Genomic DNA, 14,153 nt, shown 5'->3' on the forward strand with positions numbered 1-14,153 from the left:
TTTTTCACAACAGCGCTTTAGCAAATTAATACGGTATTTGGCTGTTATTTACTTCTAAGCCGGGAAGAATTAAAATGCTATCGAGAGAAAATCGGAGAACGGAGGATTTTGCATGGATGTGAATCACAATAAGCCGCTCCGTCTGATCAAAGATTACATATATATCATGATCGGCGCGGCGATTACGGGGGTCGTGTTTAACGTATTTTTGCTGCCGAACCGTATAGCAGCGTGGGGAGTAAGCGGGATCAGCACCATTTTAGAAACGTTTGGTTTTGAACCGGCTTACGTGCAGTGGATTATTAACATCCCTTTGTTTATCGCCGGAGTGATCATTCTCGGCGGGAAGTTCGGAATGAAGACACTGGTCGGTTCCATCGTTCTGCCGCTCGCCGTCTTTTTAACAAGAGATCTGCCTGCCGCGACGACCCATGAACTGCTGGCGGCGATTTTCGGAGGCGTCGGGATCGGAACGGGAATCGGCATCGTGTATCTCGGCAAAGGCTCAACAGGGGGAACGGCTCTGGCGGCGCAGATCATTCACAAATACACGGGGCTGTCGCTGGGAACGTGCCTTGCCATCATGGACGGATTAATTGTGCTGAGCGCGATGCTCGTTTTCGGAGTGGAGCAGGGACTGTATGCGATGCTCGGGGTATTTATTTCAAGCAAAACGATTGATGTCGTGCAGGTCGGGTTCAACCGCTCCAAAATGGCTTTAATCATTACGCAGCATGAAGAAGCAGTCAGATCGGCTGTGTTTAAAGAAATCGACAGGGGTGTGACGAAGATCTCCGCAGTCGGCGGGTATACGGAACATGACCGGCCGATCTTAATGTGTGTCGTCGGTCAGACCGAATTCACAAAACTGAAACAAATCGTCAAACAAATTGATGAGTCAGCCTTTGTCATTGTCGCAGACGCAAGCGAGGTGCTCGGTGAGGGTTTCAAACGCGCGTAAACGAGGTTATAATAGCGAAGGGGTGCATCTTACATATGAAATCAAAATGGGCGCTGCTGGCGCTGGTTCTGACCATGTCCGTCCTGCTGGCGGCATGCGGCGGATCCAATGAATCGAAAAAAGAAAGCTCTGACAGCTCAGGCGGATCAAAAGCATCTGCGTCAGCGGGTGAAGAACTTTATCAGCAAAGCTGTATCGGCTGTCACGGTAAAGACTTAGAAGGCGGCGGAGGTCCGAATTTACAGGAAGTCGGCGGGAAGTATGATGAAGCTAAAATTGAAAGCATCATTAAAAACGGACGCGGCAATATGCCGAGCCATCTTGTAAATGATGAGGAAGCCGCGAAGATCGCAAAATGGCTGTCACAGAAAAAATAACAGAAAAACCTTGCCTGTTATAGGGGCAAGGTTTTTTCTCGGTCTGGGAATGAAAAGAAACTGTAATAGTAATATGTCTAAATTTGACGTATAATGAAGTGTACTGAGGAAAAGGAACTTTCAGATTTTTCATCTGTTTCCTGACGAATCGGCCATAAACCGCTGTACGTTTGCGAACTCTATGGCTGCAAGACATAAATAAAAGATTAGGTGATTTCATGATAGAGATGAAAGAAGTATATAAATCCTATCCGAACGGTGTAAAAGCGATTAACGGGCTGTCAGTCATGATTCATCCCGGAGAATTTGTATATGTCGTAGGACCGAGCGGAGCCGGTAAATCTACTTTTATTAAAATGATTTACAGAGAAGAAAAACCGACAAAAGGGCAAATATTGATTAATCATAAAGATCTCGCGGCTGTGAAAGAAAAAGAGATTCCTTTCGTGCGGCGTAAAATAGGTGTTGTTTTCCAGGATTTCAAACTTCTTCCGAAATTGACGGTATTTGAAAACGTAGCGTTTGCGCTTGAGGTTATCGGAGAGCAGCAGTCAGTCATTAAAAAACGCGTGCTCGAAGTGCTCGATCTTGTGCAGCTGAAGCATAAAGCGCGGCAGTTTCCCGACCAGCTTTCCGGAGGAGAACAGCAGCGTGTTTCCATCGCAAGATCCATCGTCAACAATCCTGACGTCGTGATAGCTGACGAACCGACGGGCAACCTTGATCCGGTAACATCATGGGAAGTGATGAAGACACTGGAAGAGATTAATAACCGCGGAACGACCGTCGTGATGGCGACACACAATAAAGAAATAGTAAACACCATGAAGAAACGGGTCATCGCGATCGAAGACGGAATTATTGTGCGTGATGAGTCAAGAGGGGAGTATGGTTCTTATGATTAAAATTCTCGGGCGCCATTTGCGTGAGAGTTTTAAGTCTCTCGGAAGAAACACGTGGATGACATTTGCATCCATCAGTGCCGTTACCGTTACATTGATTTTGGTCGGCGTGTTTTTAGTCATTATGCTGAACTTAAACAACATGGCTAAAAATGCTGAAAAAGAAGTGGAAATTAAAGTATTAATCGATCTGACGTCAAATAAGAAAACGCAGGATACGCTGCAGAATGAGATTAAAGACATCTCGGGTATCCAAAGCGTAGAGTTTTCATCTAAAGATAAAGAGCTTGATCAATTGGTCAAAAGCTTCGGCGACAGCGGAAAGGCCATGAAAATGCAAGATCAGGAAAACCCGCTGAACAACGCGTTTATCGTCAAAACGACAGATCCGCATGATACGCCGAAAGTCGCGAAAAAAATTGAGAAGCTTGATCATGTGTATAAAGTGACATACGGGAAAGAAGAAGTCAGCCGTCTGTTTAAGATCGTCGGGGTGTCACGCAACATCGGGATTGCGTTAATCATCGGCCTTCTGTTCACGGCGATGTTCTTAATTTCGAATACGATTAAAATCACGATTTTCGCCAGAAGAAAAGAGATTGAAATCATGAAGCTTGTCGGCGCGACAAACTGGTTTATCCGCTGGCCGTTCTTCCTGGAAGGACTGCTGCTGGGGGTATTCGGTTCTGTCATACCGATCGCTCTCGTGCTGAGTACGTACCAGTCGATGGTCGCTTGGGTGGCCCCGAAAGTTCAGGGATCATTTGTTTCACTTCTGCCGTACAGTCCGTTTGTGTTCCAAGTATCACTTGTGCTCATTCTGATCGGCGCGGTGATCGGGGTATGGGGAAGTCTGACTTCCATCCGTAAATTCCTTCGTGTATAAATACAAAAGCCAGTCTGATATAGACTGGCTTTTTTTAATGGTCTCGTTACTGAATGACGGGCAGGGCCGGTGATCCGGGCTTTAATGTAAAGTCATAAGACGATTCGTCTCGGTACATCGGGTCCGCATAAATGGAATCCGAATCGTTTGCCGTTCCTTTTCGGTACGCTGTGAATGAATCATATTCTCTGTTCTTCCAATTCCAGATACCGTCTTTTCCCTCTTCTTTGTGATAGACGTTATGATTAACGGTATTTTCTTCGTTTTTCGTAAAATCATTTGCGATAAAAATCCGTGAATCGCTTGCCGTCATGATGTTTTTTTCGATCGTGTTCCCTTTTGTGCCATACTGCAGGAGCAGCTGGCCGCCGTCAAGGTCCTTCGTGTCATTTCGGTACATGATGTTGTGAGCGATCACCGAATTGATGGTGCCGCCGCGTTTCGTGTCATAGCCTCCGATTGAAATACCGGTATAAGCATTGCCGTACACCTTGTTATCCGTGATCCGGATATCTCGTGCGTATTTCCCTTTATGCTCAGAGGTGGCTTCAATCCCAAGGTCATTGTTGTAAACGGTGTTTTTCTTAATGTCCACATGTTCTGCGCCGTCAACGTAAATACCGCCCGCTGAATATTCATCTCCGTAAGCGGGATTTCCGTAAGAAGAGTTATGGCTCACCGTATTGTTTTCAATGATGCCGTTTCGCGCATAGTCGTTTTGCTTGGATGTTCCTTCGTATCCGATCACGTCAATCCCGATATTGTTATTGTCCCGGATGGTATTGCCGGCAATCTTAAATCCGTCAACATTTCCGTTCAGCACGACCGCTTCGCTTGCGCCGAGCGTCAGTTTTTCAACCGTATTATTTGTGATGCTGACATCCTTCATGGCGCCTGTGCCGTAAAATGCGATGCCGTGTGCGTTTCCTTCATCAGCCGTGGTTTTAATGTTCCGGATATGGTTGCCGTCAATGTTGATATGACTGCTTGATCCGGTGACGCAGATCCCCATGGCCGTCGCATCTTCTGATGATACGGAGAGATTCTCAAGCGTAATGCCGTGAATGGTAATGTACTGTTTATTGCGGATTTGAATTAACGGAGTTTCAGAATCGCTTTTTGGCGCAGATTTGCCGCTGATGGCGACATGCTCATTCTGATAGTTCCGAAATGTAATCGGCTTTTCGGCCGTGCCGCTGTGCTTTACTTCAAACGTTTCATCATATGTCCCTTCCCGAATCAATACGGTTGTTCCGGCCTCTGCCTTTTCAGCCGCATGTTTTAATGTGCGGAACGGCTTTTCTTTCGTTCCTTCATTTTGGTCGCTGCCTGCGGGAGAAACATACAAGGCGTCCGTCTGCGTTTTCTCATTGGCCTCTGTTTTTGGCCAGACAAAGGCGGTAATGCCTGCGGCCAGAACCGCCGCGGATAAAATCGATAATTTTATTTTCATATCGCATTCTCCTGTATATATAATGAATTGCATACAAAATATTATACGTCACCCATATATATGAAACAATCTCGCATTTTCATTTTTTTGTTGCCGTTACATGAATTCTTTGCAATTTACACATACTATCTCCAGGTTTTCGTAAAAGGACTAAGAGGAGGTAAACGATGAAGCAGAAAATGATCGCAGTGATAGCGGCCCTAAGCATGATGTGCGGCGGCGGAGCCCATATTGCCGGGGCGGCACAGCCGAATTCATCAGACGCAGAAAGAAGCCGGGCAATGGAAAAAATCGAAAAAGCATATGAGCTGATCTCGAACGAATACGTGGAAAATGTAGATAAAGAAAAGCTTCTTGAAGGAGCGATTCAGGGGATGCTGTCTACATTAAACGACCCTTATTCCGTTTATATGGACAAGCAGACCGCTAAGCAGTTTTCCGATTCTCTTGATTCTTCTTTCGAAGGGATCGGCGCTGAAGTCGGTATGAAAGACAATAAAATCATTATCGTATCACCGTTTAAGCAATCTCCGGCGGAAAAAGCGGGCCTCAAGCCGAATGATGAAATCATCAGTATAAACGGCGTGTCAATGAACGGGAAAGATTTAAACGAAGCCGTGCTGAAAATCAGAGGAAAAAAAGGATCGAAGGTTTCTATTAAAATACAGCGTCCGGGTACTGAAAAACAGCTGTCATTCCGGATTAAAAGAGCGGAAATCCCGCTTGAAACCGTATTTGCTTCCCGCAAAGAATCAGGCGGTCATCATGTCGGCTACATCGGCATATCGACATTTTCCGAGCATACCGCCGAGGACTTCGCCGCGGCGCTGAAAAAGCTTGAAAAACAAGGGATTGACGGTCTCGTCCTTGATGTAAGGGGGAATCCCGGCGGCTACCTTCAAAGCGTCGAACAAATTTTAAAGCATTTCATCACAAAAGACATGCCGTATATCCAAATTGCGGAGCGTAACGGCGATAAAAAACAATATTTCTCAACCTTAAAACATAAGAAGCCGTATCCCGTCAATATTATAACAGATAAAGGAAGCGCCTCCGCTTCAGAAATTCTTGCGGGCGCGTTAAAAGAAGCGGGACATTATGACGTTGTCGGTGACACTTCTTTCGGTAAAGGAACGGTTCAGCAGGCAGTGCCTATGGGAGACGGGAGCAACATTAAATTGACGCTTTACAAATGGCTGACACCGAAAGGCAATTGGATTCACAAAAAAGGCATTGCTCCGACAATCGCCGTGAGCCAGCCGGATTATTTTGCGGCGGGACCGCTTCAGCTGAAACAGCCGCTTCAGCCTGATATGAACAGCGCGGATGTCAAACACGCCCAAATCCTGCTGAAAGGCCTAGGCTTCGACCCGGGCAGAGCGGACGGCTATTTCAGCAAACCAATGAAAAAAGCCGTTCTGGCGTTTCAAGACCGGTACAAGCTTGATAAAACAGCAGTCATTGATAAAAAGACAGCGGAAAAAATGAATCAGCTGATGAATGAGAAGAAATCTGACGAAAAAAATGATTTGCAGCTGCAAATGGCGTTAAAATCATTATTTGTAAAATAAATGAAAAGGAGGCGTTTTTTGCGTCTCCTGTTTCTTTTGTCATTCATAAAAAATGAACCAAAAGACATATAATTATGACGGTTTTGACAAGATATTAAAAAAATTTTCACATTTAAACATTTATAAAGGACAAACATTACCCGATATTTATAGAGAAGAGAGACTTTATGCCGAGTTAATATGTATTCAAAATGAAACTTTTGAAAGTTGCCTCAGTCAGTTTTAGTTCTTACAATAAAAGAAGGTTCTAATAGAGAACAGTTTTAGTTTGGCAGCTGCATTTCAGTATCGAAAGCAGAAGTGTTTGCGGCGCTTCAGCACGGCAGCTGTAATCACCCGTGCTTATCTGGATAAAAAAATGGGGGTTCACAATTGAAGAGGGCAAGTATTGTGCGTGAAAAAAAATATTATGAATTAGTGGAACAACTAAAAGACAGAACAAAAGACGTCACATTTTCATCAACAAAAGCACTAAGTCTTCTTATGCTGTTCAGCAGATACCTGGTCAATTACACAAATGTTGAATGCGTTCACGAAATCAATGAAGAGTGTGCGAAGCATTATTTCACTTACTTAATGAAAAACCATAAACGTTTAGGAATCAATCTGACGGATATTAAGCGGTCCATGCTTCTGATCAGCGGCGTGATCGAGGTGGAGGTTGACCACTATCTGAAAGATTTCTCTCTCTCAAATGTAACGCTGTGGATGACGGAAGAGAGATAGACGTTTGAGATATTCAAGCCAATGATTATTTGGTAGAATAGAATTAAAATGTTTGGCTTGAGGCGGTGAAAGCAGTGTCTGTTCAATGGGGAATTGAACTTCTGAAAAGTATCGGTCTGTTTTTTTTGCACCCGATGTTCTGGTTTTTTATCATCATAAGTCTCGCATGCGGATATTTGCGGATCAAACGTGAACGCCATACGTTTCATACAAAAATCGCGGATATGTATGACGAGCTTATCTTTACATACATAAAAGGACTTATACCGGGTATTCTTCTCTCCATATTATTTTTTGGACTGGGAATTTCGATTCCATTCGGTCTTCTCGGCATAATCGCGGCCGTGACGGCTTTGGCTTCGCTGACGTTCCGTATGAATTGGCTGTCCTCAGCTTATATTGTCAGCGCCGGCATGTTCATTGCGTTTATCCTTCAGTATACCCACACAGTGCCGTTTGCGGATCGGTTTCCGCAGGCATTCGGTGTGAATTGGGCGTCGGCGGCCGTGTTTATGGGCCTTTTGATTATCACGGAGGGAGCGGCTGCCTGCCGTTCAGCGCATCTGAAAACATCTCCGGCGCTTGTCGTCAGCAGCAGAGGCCTGCCCATCGGCCGACAATTGGCGAATCGCGCATGGCTGCTTCCGCTTTTCTTTTTGGTGCCGGGCAGCGGGCTTGAGTCACACCTTTCTTGGTGGCCTGTCTTTACCGTGCCGGGCGGCTCTTTCCATTTGATCTGGATTCCTTATATCGCCGGCTTCGGACAGCGTGTGCAGGGGTCACTTCCGGAAGTCAGCATAAGGATAACGGCGAAACGTGTCATGATTCTCGGGGTTATCGTGACCGCATTCGGGGCAGCTGCCCTTTGGTGGACTCCGCTTGCCGGAGCTGCCGCTTGTATTGCGGTGCTCGGACGCCTGTTTTTATCATTGAGACAGCGGCTGAACGATAACGCGGCTCCGTTTTATTTCTCTAAGCGGGATCAGGGCTTAATGGTGCTCGGCATCATTCCGAATACACCCGCGGACGATCTTGAGCTGAAGATCGGTGAGATTATTACGAAAGTAAACGGCATCCCCGTGAAGCATGTATCGGATTTTTATGAAGCACTTCAAAAAAACCGCGCATTTGTAAAAATGGAGATCATCGGCCTGAACGGTGAGATCCGGTTTGATCAGCGCGCGTCCTATGAAGGCGAACATCATGAATTAGGTATTTTATTCGTGCAGGATGAACACGAGCACGAAGAAATGACAGCATTATAAAAAAGCCCGGTGCCGCTAACAACACGGCGGCCGGGCTTTTTTTTACGGCCGGATTACGATGTCAGCCGGATACAATACTGAGGTAATGGTGCCGACGACGGTATCGGATGCCGTGTCGATGATGGAAATCAGATTGCTGAAAAAATTCGTGACGAAGATACGTGTTCCGTCAGCTGCCGGTTTGGCGCTGAACGGATACAGACCGACCGGAATAACCGCGGTGATCGTGTTTGCAGCTGTATCCAGCACAGATACGGTGCTGCTGCTCGAATTTAAAATATACACTTTCGCCCCGTCAGGCGTTACCGTGACACCGAGCGGATTCAGCTCCGAATTGACGGTATCAATGATCGTGTTTGTGCCGGTATCAATGATGGCGAGATTGTTGCTGTTAAGGTTTGTCATATAAGCCTTGCTTCCGTCTGGCGAAAAGACGGCATCTGAAGGGGAGCTGTACGGCATAATAATGGTTGCCGCCACTGTATTGTCTGACGTGCGGATGATTGAAACGGTGTTTGTATTGGTATTCAGCACATAGACAAGCTGTCCGTTCGGCGATACGGCGATGCCTGTCGGCAGAAGGCCGACGGGGATGACTGAGGTGACGGTATTGGTTTGTGTGCTGATCACATATACATTGCTGCTTTGCTGGTTGGTGACGTATATAAAGTTTCCGTTTGGCGAAGCGGCGATTTTATAAGGAGACGCGCCTGCCGGGATTCTCCCGACCTCGCTATTTGTCTCGGTTGAGAGAACGGATACGCTGTTTTCTCCCGAATTACAGACGTACAGAAATCTGCCGTCAGGCGTTATCGTGATGCCCAGCGGTGCTGCTCCCACCGAAATGACACTTGAAACCGTGCCGGTCATTTTATTGATGACGCCGACATGGTTGCTTAAATAGTTGGTCACATACGCAAAAGCTGCCGGGTTCACAGTAAGATCCGCGGAAGCCGGCAGAAGCGAACCGATGATCAGCACCGTATTCTCTGCAGAAAAGGTATACGTGCCTGGCGCCGGGAGTGTTTTGTTTTTCAGCACAAGCGTGAACTGGGCAAGTCCGAGAAGATCAAGCGTCAATGGCAAAGTGACTTTTCTGCCGCCTTCTGATAGTTGTGAAGAAGTTAAGTTATTGTTGTTGAGGATGTCATTCGTTGTCGCGGTAAACCCATCAGGCAGACGGAATACGACTCCGCCTAACGAAAGCACGGAATTCGGCGAATAGGTAAGAACGAGATCTGACGCTGTTCCTTCTATGCTGTTTTGAACGGCCGTGATCGTAAGAGACGGTGCCAGCGGGCGAATTTGATCTGGATTCTCAGCCATTTACATTCCCCTTTTCTCTTTTAAATAAAAAGAATCTCATAGAGCAAAACCGCATTGCGATACTCTATGCATCGGGGGAGTGCGGTGACACTTTGAGAGAGAAAATGAAGAAGGAAAACTAGAAAAGGTTCCGGAAAGCAGATGCTTACGGAACCTTTTTCGTTATGCCGAATGGCTTTTTTTCGTCTGAACGGTTTCCCCGGACTTAATTCCAAGCGATACGAACAAGCCGATCACAGAAACTCCGATCAATATGATAAACAGAATATGAAACCCGGAGATTAAACCGATCAGTGCTGAAGAAATAATGCTTCCGAAATAACGGAAGGTGGAGAAAATCCCGGATGCGATGCCGGACATGCCCGGTTCTACCGTCGCAAGAGAAGATACCTGCATGCTCGTCAGCCCCGCACCTGACGCGATGCCTCCTACAATAAGCGATGCCATAAGAAACGGAACGGAATGGGAATAAACCAAAAGCAAAAATAAGAGATTGGCTAAGGCCATCAGCCCGAAGGACAGAAAAATCATTCTTCGCGCGCCCCATTTCTGATGCAGCTGAGCTCCGCCCCAGTTGCTGGCGGACATGAAAACAGAAAAGACTGACAGCGCCATGCCGCTGTGCGACGTGTTCATGCTGAAGTGGCCGGTCATAAAGAGCGGCATAATCAATAAAACGGCGTACATCATTAAATTGCTTAACAGAACCGACAGATTGGCGCTCGTAAAGGTCGTGTTTTTAAATAGATCAAAATCAATAATCGGATGTTTCGTGCGAAGCTCCCGCCTGAAAAATAGCGGAACAAATACGAGAATGAGCAGCGCGTACACCCAATAGCCCAAAGAGCTTTCATTTTTCGTCAGAAGAATAATAGATACAATGCTTCCGGCAAGCAAAACGGACCCGATGATATCAAGCGGTGCGTCAGACGTTTCTTCTTTATATTTAGGAAACATCATTAATGCCGTCACGAGTGCGATCGCAAGAAACGGAATGTTGACCCAAAAGATCGAATGCCAGCTGAAGCTCTCAATTAATAGAGAGCCGATAAACGGACCGAGAGCCGCGCCCAGCCCGGCGCCGAGGCCGAAAAAGCCGAATACTTTCGGAAGCCGTTTTTCAGACACGACATGGCGGATGATGGCGATGCTGTTTGGCGTAAGCAAAGCGCCGCCGGCAGCCTGAAGCGCCCGGAAGAAAATCAATAAGAAAAGACTTGGCGAGAGGGCGCACCCCAATGATGCGATGAGAAAAAGGCCGACGCCCCATAAATACATTTTTTTGTTTCCGTACATATCACCGAGTTTGCCGGCAATGGGCTGTGTCACGGCCATCACGATTAAGTACACGGTCACTACCCATGTGATGCTGGCAATTGATTCGCTGAATGAGCGGGAAATGGATGAAAGGGCGACTGCGATCATCGTAGAATTGATGGGAACGAGTATGGCTCCCAGCAAAAGCGAAACGATCAGCGCCCATTCTTTCTTTGAACCCATCCTTCATCCTCCTTGGAGCCGGAAAGTGACCGGCCGGTAATGCCTTTCATGAAAATCTCAGTGCTGTGTTTCAGCATCGTTTCCTCAGAGAGAGTAATGACTCTTTTCCCCAGCTGCAGCCGGTGTATAAAATAACCGAAAACCATCGTCATAAAGACGTCTGCATTAGCTTCTTCGCTGCCGGGGCTTATCATATTTTTCTTTGTCAGCTCCTTAAAGTAAACGATTAAATGCTTTTTCACGGATTGAGGATATACGACAATATCCTGCAGGACGTCTTCGAATAGTTCCGGTTCGCGCAGGCAGATGCGGAACACTTCTTTTTTTTGTTCCAATTGCTGCAGAAGGGTCGTGGCGAAATGAAGAAGATCCTCATACAGATCGCCTTCCGCCTTGGTGATCATGCTTTCCGGAACCGGCGCCTGCTGTTCAATCATGGCTTTCATTAATCCTTGCTTGTTTTTAAAATTACGGAAAATCGTTGCTTCGCTTACTTTTGCTTTTTCTGCGATTTCCTTTGTTGTCGCTGCGCGGTATCCTTTTTGGATGATCAGATTCATCGCGGCGTCAATAATTCTCTTGTTCGTCGTTCTCAACATGTTTCACCTCGCGTAAATACTGGCAGGACAAGTATACACCCGCCCTGCCAGTCAATAAAGAGGGAAACCTAGCATGAAGCGCGTTTGACAATCGTAATCTTGCCGTTTGTCCCGTCTACCGTGACGATATCTCCGTCGTTGAGCCTGTCAGTCGCGGCACGTGTGCCGAGAACGGCCGGGAGCCCGTATTCTCTCGCGATGATCGCCGCATGTGACAGGATGCCGCCCGTGTCCGTAATGACGGCCTTTGCATCTTGGAACAGACTGGTCCACAGCGGTGTCGTCATTTTGCAGACAAGCACGTCTCCTGTTGAAAAACGGGAAAATTCACTTGCGTCACGAATGACTTTCACCGGTCCGCTTGCGATTCCGCTTGACGCTGCAAGTCCGTAAATTTGATGTTCAGTGTTTTTTTCATCTTCTGTGATGGAGCCGGTAATCTGTTCAGCCGTTTTCAGCTGTTCCGAAGTCGGAGTCCCGAGATAAGCGGGGGCTTCAAGCAATTGATATTGCTGGAAGAGCTGTTTTCGTTCAGCGGCTTTTTCCTGCATCGGCACCGGCGACGCCAGCGCTTTCTCGACTTCATCGCTGTATAAGTACCACATATCCTCCCGATCATCGATTACGCCTTGTTTTTGAAGCAGCTCGCCGATTTTCAGAAGGCAAAGGCGCGCTTTGGCGTCCAGCATCGCATCAATATAAAAATGGTGATCATCTTTGATGACGGATGAAGACAATGTCCACTGATAATAGCGGTCAAACGTCTCCCGGAAGCCGTCATCTTCAATTCTATCCATAAAGTCGGCGTAGAGCTGTTTTCGTTTTTCTATCGTTTTATGAAACTCACTGTCAAAATCGTATCCGTTCCGGACATAGTTCTGAATGTTGGCCAAAGCGAAATAAGGGTTTTCCGCCCAAGTTTGTTCAATGAGATCATGACTTTTCACGGATCTCCAGCCGTATTCCTGTAAAAATTCGCCGACTTGTTCGAGAAAGCGTTTTCCCTCATTTGATTGCAGAAGCGTCTGATGCAGCTCATCGGCATGAGAAACCGTAAAGACGCGCCGCAGTTCAGGGCTGTCTTTTACTTGTCCGGAAAGCAGCCAGAGCTGTCTGTCGGTCTCCAATGACTTATTCATGACGCCGGCCAGCATTTCATACAGAAGGGAGGTGTTTTCTTTCTCAACCTGTCCGTACATAGATTCCAGTATCATGTTTAACGCAACCTGCGGAAAGACAATATTGAAATGTTCTTCGTATCCTTTTAAATAGAAGTCTTGCAGGTTTCGGAACGCATCAAGGGCAGTCTCCGGTGTATGGTCTGTATGCGCCAGTTCGTCCAGCTTTTGATAAAAAGGCAGAAAGGTTTCCTGAATAATATCATACATGCGGTCAGCCAAGACGGGGAAAAGCGCTTCTAACTGTTCTGCGGGCAGCTTGTCGTCCGTCTTATGCTGTCTGGAAAAAACATGGCCCTGATGAAGTTTGACACGCTCAATCTCGATACCCATCACAGGGAAGGCCTTCGTGCTCTCTTTGAGGCCGTATTCCAAAGCCGGCACAATGAGTGAAGCGAATAACGGGCTGACGGGACCTTCTATATTGGCCTCCATATTGAGCCAAAAATCTTTCTGATCCCGGGGCGTCATGATAAATTCCCGTTCTTCGTCTGCCGCTTTCTGATCCTGCGCGATCGTTGTAATCGGCCTGGCCTGAAGCAGATACAGCTTATTTTCGGCAAATCCGAATTCGAGATCCACGGGATAACCGTACAGTTCTTCCGTCTTTATTGTCAGCATGGCAAGCTCTTTGATGCTCTCGTCATCAAGGCAGAAGCGGCTTCTCATGTCAGCGGACGTCTCTTTTTCCGTCACGCCTTCGTCTTTAGAAACGATATACATTTCTTTTAAGCCGATTTCTTTTTCAATCTGAAATGTGTCTTTATTGACGATAAATGTGTCGGGCGTCACGCTGCCGGAGACGATTGCTTCTCCGAGGCCGTAGCTTGCGCTGATCATCAGTTCTCCGTCATCGTGTGTGACGGGGTTGCGGCTGAAAATGACCCCTGAAACCTCGGAATTGATCAGACCTTGCACGACAACGCCCATTAACGGTTCTGCGGTGTCATTGTTCATTTTCTCTTTATAACCGCTGACCCGCGACGAGAAGAAGGAAGCCCAGCACTCTTTCACTTTTTCGAGAAACTCTTCTTCTGTTTTGATATTTAAATAGGTTTCGTACTGGCCCGCGAAAGAAGCGCCTTCAAGATCTTCGGACGCGGAGGAGGAACGTACGGCGACAGAGGCGTATGATTCTCTCAATTCATAAAACGACGCGGTCAGTTCCTCCCGAAGCTCTTTTGAAAACGTGCCGTTCATAATGGCGCGCTCCATCTGTTCCTGATCTGCTTGAAGCCCGTTGTCTTCCATAAAACGTGTCAGGGCATTCGTCTGAATGATAAAACCGCCGGGAACGGGCAGCCCGTTTTTCGTCAGTTTAATCAGGTTCATTCCTTTTGCTCCTGCAGAGCGGCTCGATTCTTCCGCTTTTTGAAATCGCACTGAATACATGCGGTATGACCCCCTTT

12 protein-coding genes are annotated in these 14,153 nt (G+C 46.8%); 7 read left to right on the plus strand and 5 right to left on the minus strand.

Annotated elements, in window-relative coordinates:
- Window positions 1-112 precede the first annotated feature (112 nt).
- The 4 genes from MJQ52_RS14355 to ftsX all read left to right on the plus strand — a co-directional run bounded on the left by MJQ52_RS14355 (window position 113) and on the right by ftsX (window position 3,126).
- Window positions 113-961 (plus strand): YitT family protein, encoded by an 849-nt coding sequence (locus MJQ52_RS14355; RefSeq protein WP_434181828.1) that lies wholly within the window; start codon window positions 113-115, stop codon window positions 959-961.
- Window positions 962-996: 35 nt separating this feature from the next.
- Complete coding sequence (gene cccB / locus MJQ52_RS14360) at window positions 997-1,338, plus strand: cytochrome c551 (RefSeq protein WP_003151417.1); 342 nt, start codon at window positions 997-999, stop codon at window positions 1,336-1,338.
- A gap of 218 nt (window positions 1,339-1,556) precedes the next feature.
- The gene (gene ftsE / locus MJQ52_RS14365; RefSeq protein ID WP_003151418.1) at window positions 1,557-2,243 is read left to right on the plus strand and encodes a cell division ATP-binding protein FtsE; all 687 of its coding nucleotides are present in this window, start codon (window positions 1,557-1,559) and stop codon (window positions 2,241-2,243) included.
- On the plus strand, window positions 2,236-3,126 hold the full coding sequence (gene ftsX / locus MJQ52_RS14370; RefSeq protein WP_013353766.1) for a permease-like cell division protein FtsX: 891 nt from the start codon (window positions 2,236-2,238) through the stop codon (window positions 3,124-3,126). The genes ftsE and ftsX overlap by 8 nt, the downstream gene beginning before the upstream one ends.
- 46 nt (window positions 3,127-3,172) lie before the next feature.
- On the opposite strand, the gene MJQ52_RS14375 is transcribed toward ftsX, so the two are convergent.
- Window positions 3,173-4,579 carry a right-handed parallel beta-helix repeat-containing protein gene (locus MJQ52_RS14375; protein ID WP_071392356.1) on the minus strand — a complete coding sequence of 469 codons (1,407 nt, stop codon included), beginning with the start codon at window positions 4,577-4,579 and terminating at the stop codon, window positions 3,173-3,175.
- Between the two features lie 167 nt (window positions 4,580-4,746).
- Here MJQ52_RS14375 and ctpB point away from each other — a divergent pair, with 167 nt between their 5' ends.
- The 3 genes from ctpB (at window position 4,747) to MJQ52_RS14390 (ending at window position 8,141) form a co-directional block, all read left to right on the plus strand.
- Window positions 4,747-6,150, plus strand: coding sequence for a carboxy-terminal processing protease CtpB (gene ctpB, locus MJQ52_RS14380; protein WP_094247455.1), 1,404 nt, complete (start codon window positions 4,747-4,749; stop codon window positions 6,148-6,150).
- Window positions 6,151-6,522: 372 nt separating this feature from the next.
- Entirely contained in the window at window positions 6,523-6,876 is a 354-nt protein-coding gene (gene swrA / locus MJQ52_RS14385; RefSeq protein WP_014305920.1) for a swarming motility protein SwrAA, read from the plus strand.
- Window positions 6,877-6,950: 74 nt separating this feature from the next.
- Window positions 6,951-8,141, plus strand: a complete 1,191-nt coding sequence (locus MJQ52_RS14390) for a S1C family serine protease (RefSeq protein WP_094247456.1) — start codon at window positions 6,951-6,953, stop codon at window positions 8,139-8,141.
- 42 nt (window positions 8,142-8,183) lie between these two features.
- Here MJQ52_RS14390 and MJQ52_RS14395 read toward each other — a convergent pair whose 3' ends face one another.
- From MJQ52_RS14395 to MJQ52_RS14410, 4 genes are all read right to left on the minus strand, one after another.
- On the minus strand, window positions 8,184-9,467 hold the full coding sequence (locus MJQ52_RS14395; protein ID WP_434181829.1) for a BslA/BslB family hydrophobin: 1,284 nt from the start codon (window positions 9,465-9,467) through the stop codon (window positions 8,184-8,186).
- 162 nt (window positions 9,468-9,629) lie between these two features.
- Window positions 9,630-10,967 (minus strand): MFS transporter, encoded by a 1,338-nt coding sequence (locus MJQ52_RS14400; protein WP_025853530.1) that lies wholly within the window; start codon window positions 10,965-10,967, stop codon window positions 9,630-9,632.
- Window positions 10,940-11,563 (minus strand): TetR/AcrR family transcriptional regulator, encoded by a 624-nt coding sequence (locus MJQ52_RS14405; RefSeq protein WP_015387638.1) that lies wholly within the window; start codon window positions 11,561-11,563, stop codon window positions 10,940-10,942. The genes MJQ52_RS14400 and MJQ52_RS14405 overlap by 28 nt, the downstream gene beginning before the upstream one ends.
- Before the next feature lie 71 nt (window positions 11,564-11,634).
- Window positions 11,635-14,136: a PEP/pyruvate-binding domain-containing protein gene (locus MJQ52_RS14410; RefSeq protein ID WP_025853529.1), complete on the minus strand. Its 2,502-nt coding sequence runs from the start codon at window positions 14,134-14,136 to the stop codon at window positions 11,635-11,637.
- Between the last annotated feature and the right edge of the window lie 17 nt (window positions 14,137-14,153).

It is taken from the genome of Bacillus sp. jun7 (assembly GCF_051034795.1).
Classification (GTDB): Bacteria; Bacillota; Bacilli; order Bacillales; family Bacillaceae; genus Bacillus; species Bacillus velezensis.